The organism is Ulvibacter antarcticus (genome assembly GCF_003688405.1).
GTDB lineage: Bacteria > Bacteroidota > Bacteroidia > Flavobacteriales > Flavobacteriaceae > Ulvibacter > Ulvibacter antarcticus.
Window position 1 is genome coordinate 1 of record NZ_REFC01000017.1, and the last position, 15892, is coordinate 15892.

At 35.3% G+C, this 15892-nt stretch carries 10 protein-coding genes and 1 pseudogene; 10 read left to right on the forward strand and 1 reads right to left on the reverse strand.

Annotation, left to right across the window (positions count from 1 at the left end):
* Positions 1 to 7493 (reverse strand): annotated as a pseudogene (locus BXY75_RS16370) (hypothetical protein); the annotation flags it as partial.
* A gap of 534 nt (positions 7494 to 8027) precedes the next feature.
* Between BXY75_RS16370 and BXY75_RS16375 the strand changes: the two are divergent.
* The 10 genes from BXY75_RS16375 to BXY75_RS16415 all read left to right on the forward strand — a co-directional run bounded on the left by BXY75_RS16375 (position 8028) and on the right by BXY75_RS16415 (position 15054).
* Positions 8028 to 8432, forward strand: coding sequence for a hypothetical protein (locus tag BXY75_RS16375; RefSeq protein WP_245963002.1), 405 nt, complete (start codon positions 8028 to 8030; stop codon positions 8430 to 8432).
* Between the two features lie 108 nt (positions 8433 to 8540).
* Positions 8541 to 8663, forward strand: a complete 123-nt coding sequence (locus BXY75_RS17335; protein WP_262697298.1) for a hypothetical protein — start codon at positions 8541 to 8543, stop codon at positions 8661 to 8663.
* A gap of 25 nt (positions 8664 to 8688) precedes the next feature.
* A complete protein-coding gene (locus tag BXY75_RS16380; protein ID WP_147437302.1) occupies positions 8689 to 9132 on the forward strand; it encodes a hypothetical protein in 444 nt (147 codons plus the stop codon).
* A gap of 524 nt (positions 9133 to 9656) precedes the next feature.
* Positions 9657 to 10976, forward strand: a complete 1320-nt coding sequence (locus BXY75_RS16385) for a phage integrase SAM-like domain-containing protein (protein ID WP_121908862.1) — start codon at positions 9657 to 9659, stop codon at positions 10974 to 10976.
* Between the two features lie 90 nt (positions 10977 to 11066).
* Entirely contained in the window at positions 11067 to 11597 is a 531-nt protein-coding gene (locus BXY75_RS16390; RefSeq protein WP_121908863.1) for a hypothetical protein, read from the forward strand.
* A 306-nt stretch (positions 11598 to 11903) separates the two neighbouring features.
* The gene (locus BXY75_RS16395) at positions 11904 to 12182 is read left to right on the forward strand and encodes a helix-turn-helix domain-containing protein (RefSeq protein ID WP_121908864.1); all 279 of its coding nucleotides are present in this window, start codon (positions 11904 to 11906) and stop codon (positions 12180 to 12182) included.
* Positions 12166 to 12585: a hypothetical protein gene (locus tag BXY75_RS16400; protein ID WP_147437304.1), complete on the forward strand. Its 420-nt coding sequence runs from the start codon at positions 12166 to 12168 to the stop codon at positions 12583 to 12585. The genes BXY75_RS16395 and BXY75_RS16400 overlap by 17 nt, the downstream gene beginning before the upstream one ends.
* 149 nt (positions 12586 to 12734) lie before the next feature.
* Positions 12735 to 13697: a hypothetical protein gene (locus BXY75_RS16405; RefSeq protein ID WP_147437305.1), complete on the forward strand. Its 963-nt coding sequence runs from the start codon at positions 12735 to 12737 to the stop codon at positions 13695 to 13697.
* A gap of 266 nt (positions 13698 to 13963) precedes the next feature.
* Positions 13964 to 14392 carry a hypothetical protein gene (locus BXY75_RS16410; RefSeq protein ID WP_147437306.1) on the forward strand — a complete coding sequence of 143 codons (429 nt, stop codon included), beginning with the start codon at positions 13964 to 13966 and terminating at the stop codon, positions 14390 to 14392.
* A gap of 71 nt (positions 14393 to 14463) precedes the next feature.
* The gene (locus BXY75_RS16415; protein WP_121908868.1) at positions 14464 to 15054 is read left to right on the forward strand and encodes a hypothetical protein; all 591 of its coding nucleotides are present in this window, start codon (positions 14464 to 14466) and stop codon (positions 15052 to 15054) included.
* Positions 15055 to 15892 lie beyond the last annotated feature (838 nt).

A 15892-nucleotide genomic window follows, 5' to 3' on the forward strand; every position in this document is an offset into this window, starting at 1 on the left:
GCACTAACATCAATAGCACCAGTTCCGGCGTTGATTGATAAACCAGCGGTACTTGAAAAAGTTCCACCAGCCAATCCTGTAATGGTAGGCGTTGGATCTGAAGCATCTGTACAATAAGAAGCTGCATCATAACTGAAACTTGCATCGTCTAAAGCGTTAATCGTTACTGAAACATTTGAACTGTTAGGACAAGATCCGGCAGTTGTGTATGTTACTGAATAAGTTCCAGGGGTTGAAGCACTTACATCAATAGCACCAGTTCCGGCGTTGATTGATAAACCAGCGGTACTAGTAAATGTTCCACCAGCCAATCCTGTAATGGTAGGCGTTGGATCTGTTGCATCAACACAATAAGAAGCAGCATCATAACTGAAACTTGCATCATCTAATGCGTTAATCGTTACTGAAACACTTGAACTGTTCGGACATGATCCGGCGGTCGTGTATGTTACTGAATAAGTACCAGGGGTTGATGCACTAACATCAATTGCACCAGTTCCCGCCGTAATTGATAAACCAGCGGTACTTGTAAATGTTCCACCAGCCAATCCTGTAATAGTAGGCGTTGGATCTGAAGCATCTGTACAATAAGAAGCTGCATCATAAGTAAACGATGCATCATCTAAAGCGTTAATCGTTACTGAAACACTTGAACTGTTAGGACATGATCCGGCAGTTGTGTATGTTACTGAATAAGTTCCAGGAGTTGATGCACTTACATCAATCACACCAGTTCCGGCGTTGATTGATAAACCAGCGGTACTTGTAAAAGTTCCACCAGCCAATCCTGTAATAGTAGGTGTTGGATCTGAAGCATCTGTACAATACGAAGCGGCATCATAAGTAAACGATGCATCATCTAATGCGTTAATCGTTACTGAAACACTTGAACTGTCCGGACATGATCCGGCAGTCGTATAGGTTACTGAATAAGTACCAGGTGTGGATGCACTAACATCAATAGCACCTGTTCCGGCGTTGATTGATAAACCAGCGGTACTAGTAAATGTTCCACCAGCCAATCCTGTAATAGTAGGAGTTGGATCTGAAGCATCTGTACAATAAGAAGCGGCATCATAACTAAACGATGCATCATCTCTTGCATTAATCGTTACTGAGACATTTGAACTATTCGGACAAGATCCGGCAGTTGTATAAGTTACAGAGTATGTTCCAGGGGTTGATGCACTAACATCAATAGCACCTGTTCCGGCGTTGATTGATAAACCAGCGGTACTAGTAAATGTTCCACCAGCCAATCCTGTAATGGTAGGAGTTGGGTCTGGAGCATCTGTACAATACGAAGCGGCATCATAAGTAAACGATGCATCATCTAATGCGTTAATCGTTACTGAAACACTTGAACTGTCTGGACATGATCCGGCAGTTGTGTAGGTTACAGAGTATGTTCCAGGGGTTGATGCACTAACATCAATAGCACCTGTTCCCGCCGTAATTGATAAACCAGCGGTACTTGAAAAAGTTCCACCAGCCAATCCTGTAATGGTAGGCGTTGGATCTGAAGCATCTGTACAATAAGAAGCTGCATCATAACTGAAACTTGCATCATCTAATGCGTTAATCGTTACTGAAACATTTGAACTGTTTGCACAAGATCCGGAGGTCGTGTATGTTACTGAATAAGTTCCAGCAGTTGATGCACTTACATCAATTGCACCAGTTCCAGCATTTATTGTTAAACCGGCAGTACTTGAAAAAGTTCCACCAGCTAATCCTGTAATGGTAGGCGTTGGATCTGAAGCATCTGTACAATAAGAAGCAGCATCATAACTGAAACTTGCATCATCTAATGCGTTAATCGTTACTGAAACATTTGAACTATTCGGACATGATCCGGCAGTTGTGTAGGTTACAGAGTATGTTCCAGGGGTTGATGCACTAACATCAATAGCACCTGTTCCCGCCGTAATAGATAAACCAGCAGTACTTGTAAATGTTCCACCAGCCAATCCTGTGATTGTAGGAGTTGGATCTGAAGCATCTGTACAATAAGAAGCGGCATCATAACTAAAAGATGCATCGTCTAATGCATTAATCGTTACTGAAACATTTGAACTGTTCGGACATGATCCGGCAGTTGTATAGGTTACTGAATAAGTTCCAGGGGTTGATGCACTAACATCAATAGCACCTGTTCCCGCAGTAATTGATAAACCAGCGGTACTTGTAAATGTTCCACCAGCCAATCCAGTAATAGTCGGAGTTGGATCTGAAGCATCTACACAATACGAAGCGGCATCATAAGTAAACGATGCATCGTCTAAACCATTTATATCTACAGATACAATTGTATTATTTGCACAAGATCCCGCAGTAGTATAGGTAACACTATAGCTTCCGATAGTTGAAGCGCTCACATCAATCGTTCCGTTTGCGGCATTCAATACCAATCCAGCTGGAGAGCTAGTAAATGTTCCACCGGCTAATCCTGTGATTGTAGGGGTTGGGTCTGAGCCATCAATACAATATTCCGAAGCTGAATAACTAAAACTTGCATCATCTAATGCGTTGATTGTAACTGATTCACTAGAATTTCCAGGACAAGTTCCTGTTGTAGTATATGTTACACTATATGTTCCCGGAGTCGATGCACTTACATCTATAACTCCTGTGGCTGCAGTAATTGATAAACCAGCAGGAGCACTTGTGAACGTTCCACCAGCTACTCCGGTGATTATTGGAGTTGGATCGGATGCATCCACACAATAAGAAGCTGCATCATAATTAAAGCTTGCATCATCTGGTGAGCTTACTGTTAAAGTAGCTTCAGCCTCGTCGCCACAAATATTGGCTTCATTGGTGAAAATTACTTTATAAATATTATTGTTCATTCCAGAATTCACTCCAGTCAACACTAAGGAAACAAGTGTTCCACTTGCTACTGTTCCGTTTTGACCTGAGATCGCGTTGAATGTTGTACCAGTATCTGTACTTACATACCATTGATAGATTACATCGGTACTTGCCGTAGCAACAGGATTGTTTGTTGCAATTGCTGTAGCGGATGCTTCAGCTTGAAATGTTGCATTTCCAGTTTCACAAACCGTCTGATTTGCTGGTGGTGTAGTGACACTAACAGTCATTCCTTCCTGAAAAGTATTCAGACCTCCACCGGTTGTAGTTGGCGTTGCGTAAGAAGCACCGCTTACTCTACCATTGGCAGCATTTACTGTTGGAGTTCCACTTCCGAAGTAACCATTATTATCAAGATCGGTATCACTATTATTATAAGCCTCATCAGCATCGTTACAACCATCGCCATCACTATCTGCATCTAAATAATCTGGTGTACCATCATCATCCGTATCTATACAGTTAATAGGAACATTTGGTGCTGCCATTACGAATACTTTCCCATCTGCCGCATCATTACCATTGTATCTATCATATACGCGAATCCAATGAATTTCCTCTCCAACTGGAGCTAAGTTGTCTACTGGATATACGGCTATTTCTAAATTTTCAACACCATTTGCTACGATATCAGATCCTGTATCTATATAATCAGAAATATCAACATTTACTGGACTACCGAGTGATGCTTTAAGATGATCTAAAGCTTCAATACTCACTTCATTATTTCCAGATTTTTCAAATACTAAGGCGTACACCAAATTTTTTGATACAATTGGTGGGTCAAACTTTAATTCGTAATAAGCAACATCATTAACCAAGTCTAATTGCAAGTCTTGATAAAGGTTCATATCATTGCTTTGGAAAGTAGGTAAGATTTCAGTATTCCAATTGGTGGCAGTTGTGTAGTCTAAATCTTCAGTTCCATATGTTCTTCTATTTATTTCTCCACTACTTATAGGTCCAGATGTTGGCACAAAGTTTTCGTTGTATGCCACTGGTACTTGGTAATCTGAAATAACTTCTCCATTAAAGGTGAATGAATTAAACAGCACTTGTCCTGAACTCCCAGTTGGTGAGTCAATATCCCAAGCTGTTGGAGTTATGCTTCCCGTAATTCCACTACCTGTTGCACCTTGCTGAAGGCATTCTACAGAATCTAAGATTCCATCATTGTCATCATCATCATCACAAACATCAGACACACCGTCGCCATCTGTATCCGTATTACCTGAAGCAATCGGGTCACATGGGTTTATACAATCGGGATCTTGCACACCAGCATTCTGGCTATCGCCAATGGCTTGACCAGCCGCAGAAGCAACCGTAGGAATACCATTAGCATCTACGCTTCCAGTAAGCATCCCATCTCCATCAACATTAGCCGAAGTAAATGAACCCGCACCTTCTATCGCGTCGAAACAACCATCACCATCACTATCTGTATCTAAATAATCTGGTGTTCCATCATTATCTGTATCTGTAATCAAATAACAAGCTATGGCACCATCAGCTAAATCTGGAGCAGTGCCATTTGTTGTGAATCCTGTTGTAGTTGCAACACCTGTGCAGACATCTATTGAAGATATTGTTGTACTATTAGCATTGCCATACAATACGCCATCGCTATATGCTATTTGACCTGGGTAGGAGGTAGTTATAAACGTACCTATGTTTCCAGTAGCTGTTGCCGTAGTTAAATCTATGGATACAAGACCTGGAGCAGCTGCCCCAAATAATGTTGGATTCCCATTGCATCCGAAACCTATAGCAATATCTCCCCAATCAGCATTTACAGTAGAACCAAAAGGTCGTTCACTAAAAAGTGAAGAAGAAACCAATGTTTTACCATCTGCACTAAGAGTGATAGCATATATAGAAGCTCCAGTAGCAGAGCCAGCATTTCCAAAATCTCCCATATATAGGACACCGTTATAATAGGCTCCTGCGCCTGACTCAAAATTAGCGCCAGTGACAGTTCCTAAACTTGTAAACAAGCCTGTTGCAGGGTCATATACTATTAGTTCTTCAAAATTGGTCGTACTGTGTCCATAAATTAAACCTCCTTTATCGTAATTATGTGCGATTCCATTATAACTTTGACCTGCAGGAATAGCAACAATTGTTGACTCAACACCTGTAACAGGATCGTATGATACTAAATTACTTCCATTTTGGTAACGTAATAAAAACACAGAAGGATCCGTACAATTTGCTTCATTAATATCTAAAATACCATCATTGTCGTCGTCTTGGTCACAAGTATTGTCTATCGTATCGTTATCGGTGTCAATGCCAGAAGCAAAAGGACAAACGCAAGAATTAACGGCTGCATTTTGAAAATCTCCTGTTGAGTTTGAAGGTAAAGCGGTGTTTGGTACTCCACTACCATTTACATCATTTGATGGGAATTGATAATTTGTTGTTTGGTTTGTTGTTGTTCCAGCTTCTATCGCATCTGAACAACCATCGTTATCACTATCTAAATCTAAAGAATCTGGTATACCATCACCGTCTGTATCTGTACAAGGAGGAAATAATGTATCCCGATAAGATGGGTTTCCAGTTGAAAACTCTGTTCCGTCTACAACTATACCCCCGTTTCCAAATGCTCCATCAGCATCATGACCTACAAAACAATAATTTTTTTGGTATGTGTCATAATAAATAGTTAGATGTCCTCCAACTCCTACTCTAATCGGATTTCTATCTTCAGGTCCAATTCCAGATGGGCTATTAACATCTGCATATATACCATTTCCTGTAGCCGCAGTATCGTATGCAGGAATACCTGGTAAAGTTTGTGGATCACTTAAAATATCTGAAATCATATTCCCAGCTGGCCCGGTGGTAACTCGATTTTCACCCCACAAATACAATAAACTTTGATTACCAACCTTAGTTATTGCACCAACTATTGGATAAAGTGCACTATAGGACTGTCCAGCAATAAATACAACATTTTCTAAATCTCCGGTACCTGCTGCATTCTTAACTTTTACCCAAATAGTACTATCTGTTTCATTCCCTTGTCCTAATTGTCCCTCATCATTTTCACCTAAAGCAAACATATTACCATTTGAATGTAATGCAAAAAGAGTCGTTCCTTTATCGTCATCAGCCGTTATTTCAATTTGAACTAAACTACTCGTACTTGAAAATTCTACAGGTTTGGTCATTAAAGTTGCAACAGAATAACTTTGTTCGCCCGAAGTATTTCCTAAAAAAGTTCTCGGGCCCCAAGTGTACCAATCACCACTACTTGTTACTGCAAATGCTCCTGTATTTGAAATATCTAAATCTACGACACCAGTTAATGTTCCTGAACTTGTTTCCACTAAATACCAACCATTAGATGCGGCAGAACCACCTCTAATGCTTGAAGCACCACGACTTAAAGAACCTCTAGTATAAACAGTTCCTGAAGTAGTTATAAAGGCCAAAACTCCCGAACCAGAAGTAATATAGCTTATCTGAGCAGCTGAAACTCCCGTTGGTAACGGTAATGATTCAATATCTGTCCCATTGGTTACTGAATTGTCAATAATCACATCTTCATTACCCCAAACGTACAAACCTGTTGTAGTTAACAATACAAATTGAGGGTCTGCATCATCAGCTCCAACCATTTTTACTGTTGTTCCTGAAACCGCACTCCAATCTCCAACACCAGGTGTTACTAATTGGAATGTGTCATAGTTTGACGTTCCATCTGTTGGATTTGAATCTTGCCCTGTAACATAAATATTATTATTTATCGAATTAATTATATTGGCATGATATAAAGGCACAAAAAAGTCTTCAGGAATAACATAGTCAACACAACCTTCGTCAGCATCTAAAATACCATCGTTATCATCGTCATCGTCGCAGCCATCTGGGACAGTATCATTATCATTATCTGCAGTATCGTCAAATCCTGAACATACATCGGACAAATCTGGAATACCGTCACCATCTGAATCTGTGATATCTTCAATCGAGTCTAAGGGAACCGAAATGTTAATTGCTTCTGTAGTTGTTTGACTTCCTCCTCCATTTGTTCCTGGATAAAAAGCCAATTGTTCTGTGGCAGCTGTTGCTGTAAATTCAATAACCTCAGTTTCCCATTGCTCTCGTTGCGCGGGGTTAGGAGTAATAGAGATTTTTCCTTGAGTTCCAATTTGGTATTCAAAACTGTCTATATAAAGTCGTGAATATAAAGAAAGAGCCGACATGTGATATATTGTTAACCTGTATCGGTTTCCAGGCACTAAGTTTGTCATGCCTGCAAATACATTTTCTTCGGTTCCAGCAGTACCGATATCTCTTAAGGTAATCCAATAATTATGTCCATTGGGAGGTAATGGTAATGGTGCGTTGGTCCACGCAGCTCCTCCATCCCATGCACCTGCTGCCGCGGCATTTAATCTATCTGACATATCTGGTGTCCCAGCTCCTGGTTCATTCCAGTTAACCGGAGTACAATCAAAACAATTGGCCTCTGGATCGGTAGGAGTATCATTAGAAGCTGGAATATTCTGACTCTCTGCTCCTGATGAAAACAAAAGACTGAGAACAATAAAAATCAAAAAATTGGTAAATGTAGGCTTGTAAAGGCTTGGGGTAAAGACTTTCATATGTATGCTATTTATTAATATCTCTATGTAAAAATCCCATGCAGAACACATGTTTTATAAGTAGACTGCGGGGATTTAGACTACAAAACTAATATATAAATAAGCCTACGTCCTAAGATTTATCCGACTAATTGCATTTTTCGTCGCCAAAATGTAAATTCTTTCGATTAAAGGTGAATTTTTACCGATAAAAGGTGTATTTATTTATTTGGCGTTTGATTTTTCCTACATATACTTCTTTATTTTTATAAAGTATTCTTTATTTTCTTCGATAAAAGTAGGCAATAATCGACAAACGACACATATTTTCATTTTTTAAGAAGAGAAAAAATTGTGTCAACTTTGTAATTTTACTTTGTAATATTATAAATGATCTTTGTCCAATATTATAATTAGAGGGCTGTCATCTTCGGAAGTAATTAGAGTATACTTTTGATTCATTCCTTTAGTAATGACTGCTTATAAAAACAAAATATATATTACATTAGTGACTTAAAACTATTTCCGAACTAAATGATATCAACTTCATTAATTATGTCAAAATTCAAAGATCTTACTGTTATAGAAATCCTAGTTTATGTCGTATTTTTTTCAGCTACGGGATTTATAATGAATACTATAGGGCAAGAATTCGAAATAGCAAAATTCAACAATTGGTGGCAGGTATTTACTTGCTATATACTATATATGGTTCCTGTTGCGATTCTCATTCGAGATTATTCAGTTTTTAATCAATACGCCTATGGATTAGTGGCGATGGGTGTGCTTGAATTTGCCGGGTATGCACTTGAGACTTCATATGTATACCCGAATAACATATTAATCCAGTACTTTGGACCCTATACATTCGCATTAGCCATGTCCCTGTTTTTTGCCTTATATTTTCCCTTCTCAAATTGGCTAATTAAGCTTATAAATGACAGGTTATTAGCAAAATGAATAAAATAAAACCGGTAAATGTACATAAAACATAGTGGCTTGTCAATGTAGGAAATTACCTAAGATGGATGTAGGTTTGTAGAGTAATAAATCTAAAAATATACACCCATGAAGAAATTAATGTTTATTTTCGCACTACTAGTTTTCGCAGCAAGTTGTACCCCAGAATCATTATCAGATAATGACCAACAAATCGACAAAGACAAATACGAAGTCCCACCAAACGGATAGAAAAAAAAATCTAAGAATAGGGGTGTTGATTTCAATTTTATTGATAACAACACCCTTTTTATTTTACTTATATACCTATGCTCCTGTCGATTCTAAAGAATGGGATACGATTTTCGGTACTATTTCTGCCAGAAAATTTAACAATGTGCAAATGTATATGCATGCGCTATTCACCAAAGTTACATTCCTTCTATTAACCGGAATATGGTTTTTAACTTCCCGAAACTGGTGGAAATATGCGATACTAATACCCCTTACTATGTTTCTGTTTCAATTAATAGGGGTTTTGAGCTACGAATTAGACTATATTGACAATTTTGATTTTTGGTATTCTTTGCCAATAATCCTTCCTATTCTTGCGTTTTTAATATACATCTCTTACAGAATTAGCAAGAACAATCCCGACTCCTCAGATCTAATGAGTGAAGTTGACAAAGAAATCAAGAAGATTTTGAGTGACGATTTATAATTGATCCACTCATAAGCACTTTAATTCAATCCAAACTTTTCAGTATAAAAAAGCCCTCTCAATTAAGAAAGGGCTTTTAGTACTGATGGCTTGGTCCCGAAGAAATATCGGGAGTAAACACAAGTCCCTTGTTTTCCAATCTCATTAAAAATATTGTATAAAAAAAGCCCTCTCAATTAAGAAAGGGCTTTTAGTACTGATGGCTTGGCCCCAATGAAAAATCGGGGGTAAACACAAGTCCCTTGTTTTCCAATCTCATTAAAAATATTGCATAAAAAAAGCCCCATCAATTAAGAAAGGGCTTTTAGTACTGATGGCGGGACTTGAAACCCATCAATTAGATGCTTTCGTTATCTTCCAATATGCTACGATACACTACTTGAACACCCCTAATTGTTGACTATTAATATATATTTCGAGAAAGATTAAGATTTAATAAGATTTAATAATGCCTAAAATTTGCTGACTAGATGTTGACTAAACTAATATAATTGCATAAATTTGAGTGTTCAAATGTTCAAACTATGGCAACAATCAAATTTCAACTTCAAAGCAAGTCCAACAACGCACCTATTTATTTAAGACTTTCCTTAGGGCGCAATAAGAGTATTAAGAGAAAAACAGGGTTAAGCATCAACCCGAAGGAATGGAGTACGGTAACTGGACTGCCAAAACAAAACAATCCATCTACAAAGAACCTAACTCCAAAACTCAAAAAACTAAGTGCAAAAATTTACGACAAACTGAATGATGCACTCTCAAACGGCAAAAGCATTAATGGGGAATGGTTAAATGAACAAATAGATATTCATTTTGAACGTATCAACGAAAACAAACAAAGCGAACTTGTAACCGATGCAATACAAAGCATCTTAAATATGGCTGAGGTACGCAAAAACTCACTGGGCGGTATCGGATTATCTAAAAGCAGAATAAACTCTTACAAGGGATTACTAAGAATATTTCAAGAATATCAAAAAGGAAATAGTCACAAAGTAAAAGAGGTTAATGTTAAGTTTGCCAACGACTTTTTAAAATATTTACTTCACGAAAAAAAATATTCTAAAACCTACGCAGTTAAGAAAATTGCCGATCTTAAAACCGTTTGCAGTAATGCAGGGGACGAAGGAATAAAAACACACCCGAAATTAAAGAAAATTCCAAGTGCCAATTCCAAGAATGAAGCCGTTATTTACCTAACCCCTTCGGAACTTGATAGAATTGCAGTTTCAGATAAGGTTAAAGGTGATGCACTACTAAATGCGCGCAAATGGCTGTTATTGGGCTGTAACATAGGACAAAGAGGGGGCGACCTTTTAAACATTAATGAAAATAACTTTGTAACGCGCAACGGTTATGAAGTTATTGAGTTAACCCAACAAAAAACAGGTAAAAATATTACTATTCCTGTCCTAGACACTACTAAAGAAATTCTAAAAACTGGACTCCCTTATAAAATATCGATTCAGAAACTTAATGAATATATTAAATTGGTTTGCGAACTTTCCGAAATTAACGAATTGACAAAGGGCGGTATAATCGAAGTAACCGAAAATGGAAATGGCAACAAGCAAAAACGGAAAAATTACGGTAAATATCCGAAGCACAAATTAATTACTTCACACGTATGTAGGCGTTCATTTGCCACAAATACCTACGGAGTACTTCCAACCCCTTTAATAATGCAAATAACTGCTCATAGTACAGAAAAAATGTTTCTTAACTACATTGGCAAAGACCGCTTAGATTATGCTCAACAGATAGCAGATTTTTACACGTTACAGGCGCAAAAGGCTAAAAAAGAACCTCAACTTTCAGTTGTCAAAAATTCAGTAAATCAATAGTTTGACTTTTATGGAATTATCAAAAATAAAATGATGTGTCTATACTAAAATTACAGAAGAATAGGATTATTAAATAAATGTTTTAGATGTATGTCACAAAGCAACGTAGATTATGTTCGAATGAATGAAGAAAAAATTTTGAAGTTACTTCGTAGATATGATGCGAATAACTTTAAGAAATTGAGGTCACTACAGTTAAAACAAGTTTATTGTTTTCTAAAGGAAAATCTAACCTCCGGTAACAGATGGACTTTTTCAAAATTGTACCAATTTCAACATAAAACTGGAATACCATTAACTATACTAGAGCATAATATTAAATTATTTTGCCTTGTCTATTATAAAAAACGAAAAAAGGGAATAAAATCCTTTATAAAATATGTAAACAGATTATCCAAGACAGAGGAACAACGCAGATATAAAAAAAGCCGACTAAGTTTTCAAATTAGTGTAAAGGATGGCGAGTATGAAAACTTTTTAAAAGCAGTTATATTATTAAATGAAACTTTAGAAGGTAGTAATAAAGATAAGATCAGAGTGCTAAACTATATAATACATACAGGCTTCACAGATAAAACCTTTCTTAAACATTACTATAACGAAAAGAAAAATACTTATTAACATCTGTTACAAGAAAATTATAACAAAATATTGATAATCAGCAATATGGAAATAAAAAAATGTTACTCATGTGAATAAATTGACATATTATATTGATAATCAGCAATATAACTCGTTTCTCCATGTGGAAGATTACTTAACTAATTAAATGGGTTTTCATTACAATCTCTTTAAATTTACTTCTAAGTAAAAAGGCATCAAGCCAACCGAAGTAAAACCCAATGCCCTTGTAATCTGGAAATTCAAAGGTACAAATATTTTACAACGGAGGTTAAGCCTAAGTATTAATCTTAACATTTTTTGTAAATGAAACAAGTACAATTTATTTCGATTACACCTGAACAACTACAAACGGCAATAATCGAAGGCGTCAAAACGCAATTAGACGATTTAAAAAAGAACTTCCAACCCAAAGAACCTAAAGAGTATTTAGAACGTGCTGAGGTTGCTAAAATGTTGAATGTGGACTTGTCAACGGTTCACAACTGGACTGTAAAAGGTATTTTAATTAGTTATGGTATAGGGCGAAGGGTTTACTATCTGCGCACCGATGTTGAAAATGCTATTGTTGAACTTAAAAAGTAAGATGATGGCAACGCAACAAAAGAAACCAGTAACCCACGTTTATAAAGAAATTAACGAGGGTAAATTTAAGGGCGTTAAACATTACGAACTCAAAGAAGTAATTAACGGAACTTTACAGTTAACCGAACTTATAAACATTAGCAAAGACCGAAACTGCGCTCAGTCAATGCCCGAATATTGGTTAAAGATCAGGAACGATAATAAATGGAGTAAATGTATAACCGGACTTTTCAAGACTGGTATTAATTACATTTATAAAGGCGACCTTCAAAGAAAAAAACACCTTATTCTTTTTAAATTTTCGACCGATGCCAAAACTTTAAAGGTTTTCGTCTTTAAGGATTTCTACACAAGAGATTTAAGCAACGTTTTGTTATTAATAAACCATAGTGCCAAAATATAAAGAGGGGCGTTCAAAACCCCTCTTTATTTGTTCAAATGTGGGTAATTGTGGCAACGCATACCCCGATTTCAAAGATACAAAATACATCTTGAATGCCTTTTTATAATTATACTCAAATAAGTATTAAAAATTAATACCAAGTATTTAACTTGACTGCATTAGATACGTTAGAATTTACTACCAGTACCGACTTTTTACAAAGTATGGATTCAAGATGTTTTAACTTATCTCAAATACACAAATCCAATGGACTTATAATTCAAAATCATTCTCTTATAAATAGATTGCCTGGAGTTAATAAGATTAATATAAATGAAACCTTTGGAACTGTAAGAATACAGGCAACGAGTAAGATACTTGGACAAAATTATAATCAGGGTATTTCTAGTAATACACTTGACCAATTCATTAATGAAATCAACAAAACAGGACTTGTATTAAATAAGGATTTTATAAGTGACTGTGAACTCAAACTGATTCACGTCAAAAACGATTTAAAACTGTTAAAAGAACCTATTGAATACATTAATACTCTTAACCAATTGATTGCTCCATACTTCTACAAAACAAAATATAACACTGGAATAGCATTCAACGAAAAAATATTTTCAACCCCGATACGATTTACTTGTTATGCTAAAGAATTTGAGATAGAATCTAATAAGAGTTTCTATAATACATATCCACAACTTGCAAAGGATTTCGATGGTGTATTAAGGGCTGAAAGCAAACTACCAAAAGGAGCAACTATTCGAAAATATTTTAAAAGTGCCAATCTTATTGATGTTCTAAATTTAAAGAATTTAAACCATTCTTTACTCGATAAGGTTATACATAAACAAACTAATTTTAAACCGTTTTTTAATACCTATAAAATGACAAATACTGAAGAAAAAAACTTTGCTCAAATCTATTATCTAAATGAATTTTATAATGGAGATTTCAACTCTATAATGCAACATATAAAAAGCAAGTTAGGAGAAAAAACAAAAGCGACTTATCAGCGAAAAAAGGTAAAGAAATATCTTTCAATGATTAATAATGCAGATAAGAATTTCAGTTTAGAGGATATTAACGAAATAAGAGAAGCATTAAAAGAACAATTAATTTAAATAATTATGAGAAAAGCAATTCTATTATTTCCAATGATGATATTTTTAACTTGTAATCCAGATCCAAAACCTCCTAAAGTGGGGAAAGAATCAATTATGTTAGTCAATAAAATAAGCCTAAGCATTTGATTATCAATTATTTTAAATACATTTATACTCTATTCACTTCAATTTTCCCCATAGATTCCCCAAAATAACCTCACGATTTCAATATCGATGGGTATTAATAATTTAATCCTTAAAAGGATTAACTAAATCTAATTATTATGAAAAAATTTCTTTTAACAATTTTAGTGACGTGTATGTGTGTATTGAGTTATGCCCAAGACAAACCAAAAGTTAACTCTAATAAAGAAAAAACTACTTTTGAGACAGGTATTAATACGTCAACCAAAGGAAAAATAGATCATAACGCCGTTGGTGATGATGTGAAAATTAGAAAAGAAGAGGATAAATGTGTTAACTCTGGTGGAATATTTTTGGAATTTTCAGATGGTTCATACAAATGCTGGAATAAAGAAATGAGAGTTTCGGAATTATTTATTAAAAAAGAAAATGTTTTGAAAGACACGTTAGATGTCTATGGAAGAAAAAGGAGGTGTAAAAAAGATGGAGGGTATTGGGTCGTATATGATGGGGACAAAGGCTGTTACTTCATGAACGAATGGATGGTTCTTGAGCCACATTATTACTAGTTATTATCAAAACATCTAAAACTTAATTTAAATGTTCCCTAAAGATTTAGGTTTTAAAATTTCATAGAACTATGCCAAAATATTCAACATTTCCATTTCTATTTGATGACGTGTTAAGCATTTCAACTACGAAACTGCTTAAATGGAAATACATAAAAAGTGGAAACTTTAAATCCGGTACAATTACGTGGAGTCGAAATGGCGTAGTGACAAGCACAATAAGCATCATAGTTGATTTTAAAAATGAATCACCAAGTTTGAGACTTATTTATACCTGCAATGGAAATCCTTATGACTACTATGTATATTTTGAATCAACACCTTCGAATTTAGGCTTCGGTGAAGTATGGTATTTTACTTGTCCGTTTACACGAAAACGATGTCGGAAATTGCATTTAATTAATGAACAATTTATGCACCGTTCAAATCTACGTTCTGGAATGTATGGGTGTCAAACTGAAAGTAAAAAATGGCGTGCTATGAATAAGTACCTTAGTCCATATTTTGAGACAGATCGTCTTTATCAAGAGTTATATAGCAAAAATTTTAAAAAATACTATGCAGGGAAACCGACAAAGAAGTACGTTCATATAATGAAACAAATTCAAAAAGCCGAAAGAATACCAGTACATGAAATAGAACGATTAATGTTAAGTAGATAAAACTACCCTTTAAAAGGTTTTGGATGTTCTTTTCTCAATTCCATTTGATATTCCTGTAAGGCAATTAGATGATTATTCTGACGAAGGATTTTATTTAACCTACTCGGTATAACGGATAATATATAAACCAGTAAAATTATCGAAATCAAAAACATAAAAAGAAAAAAGATTGTAGAAATTACTTCCATAGACAAAGGATTTAGATTGAGTTATTTTAGTTAATTAAAAGATTAAAATTAGTTTAGCCAATAATAAGACCATTACGGGTTTCCTCATGACAATTATTAAATGAATGATTAGGGAGATAATAAAAGTAATATTTAAATTTAAAAAAAAATAAATTTACTACGAAGATTATTTGGCAATCTCAACATACGCAACACTATGTTTCCGTTAAGGTTAACAGAGAAACAAAACAATACGCGCATACATGCGCGCGCGTAGTTGTCTCTTTTTAATTTTTATAAAGGTTTTTTCGACATCACAACACGCGCAAACAATCTATTATAAATATAATAATCTGTGCAGTACACATGCAGTCGAACAACGATAGAGGAACGATAGAGGAACGATTGAATACGATTGAATACGATTAATAGTATTATATATTTTTTACTTGAATGTAAGAGATATACCTCTATCAGAACGCGTGTAGTATTACTGTTCTAATAATTGATTAATCAAGTTTTTTCAAATCAATTAATGATTTCTTTTGATTTAGATAATTAGTTCAATCTTTAAAAGCAAAACGGAACGATTAAGAATTATTCAAGACACTAACAATGCCCAACATAGCAGCATTTTCGAACTATTTAAAAAACAAATCTATCCTAAACAT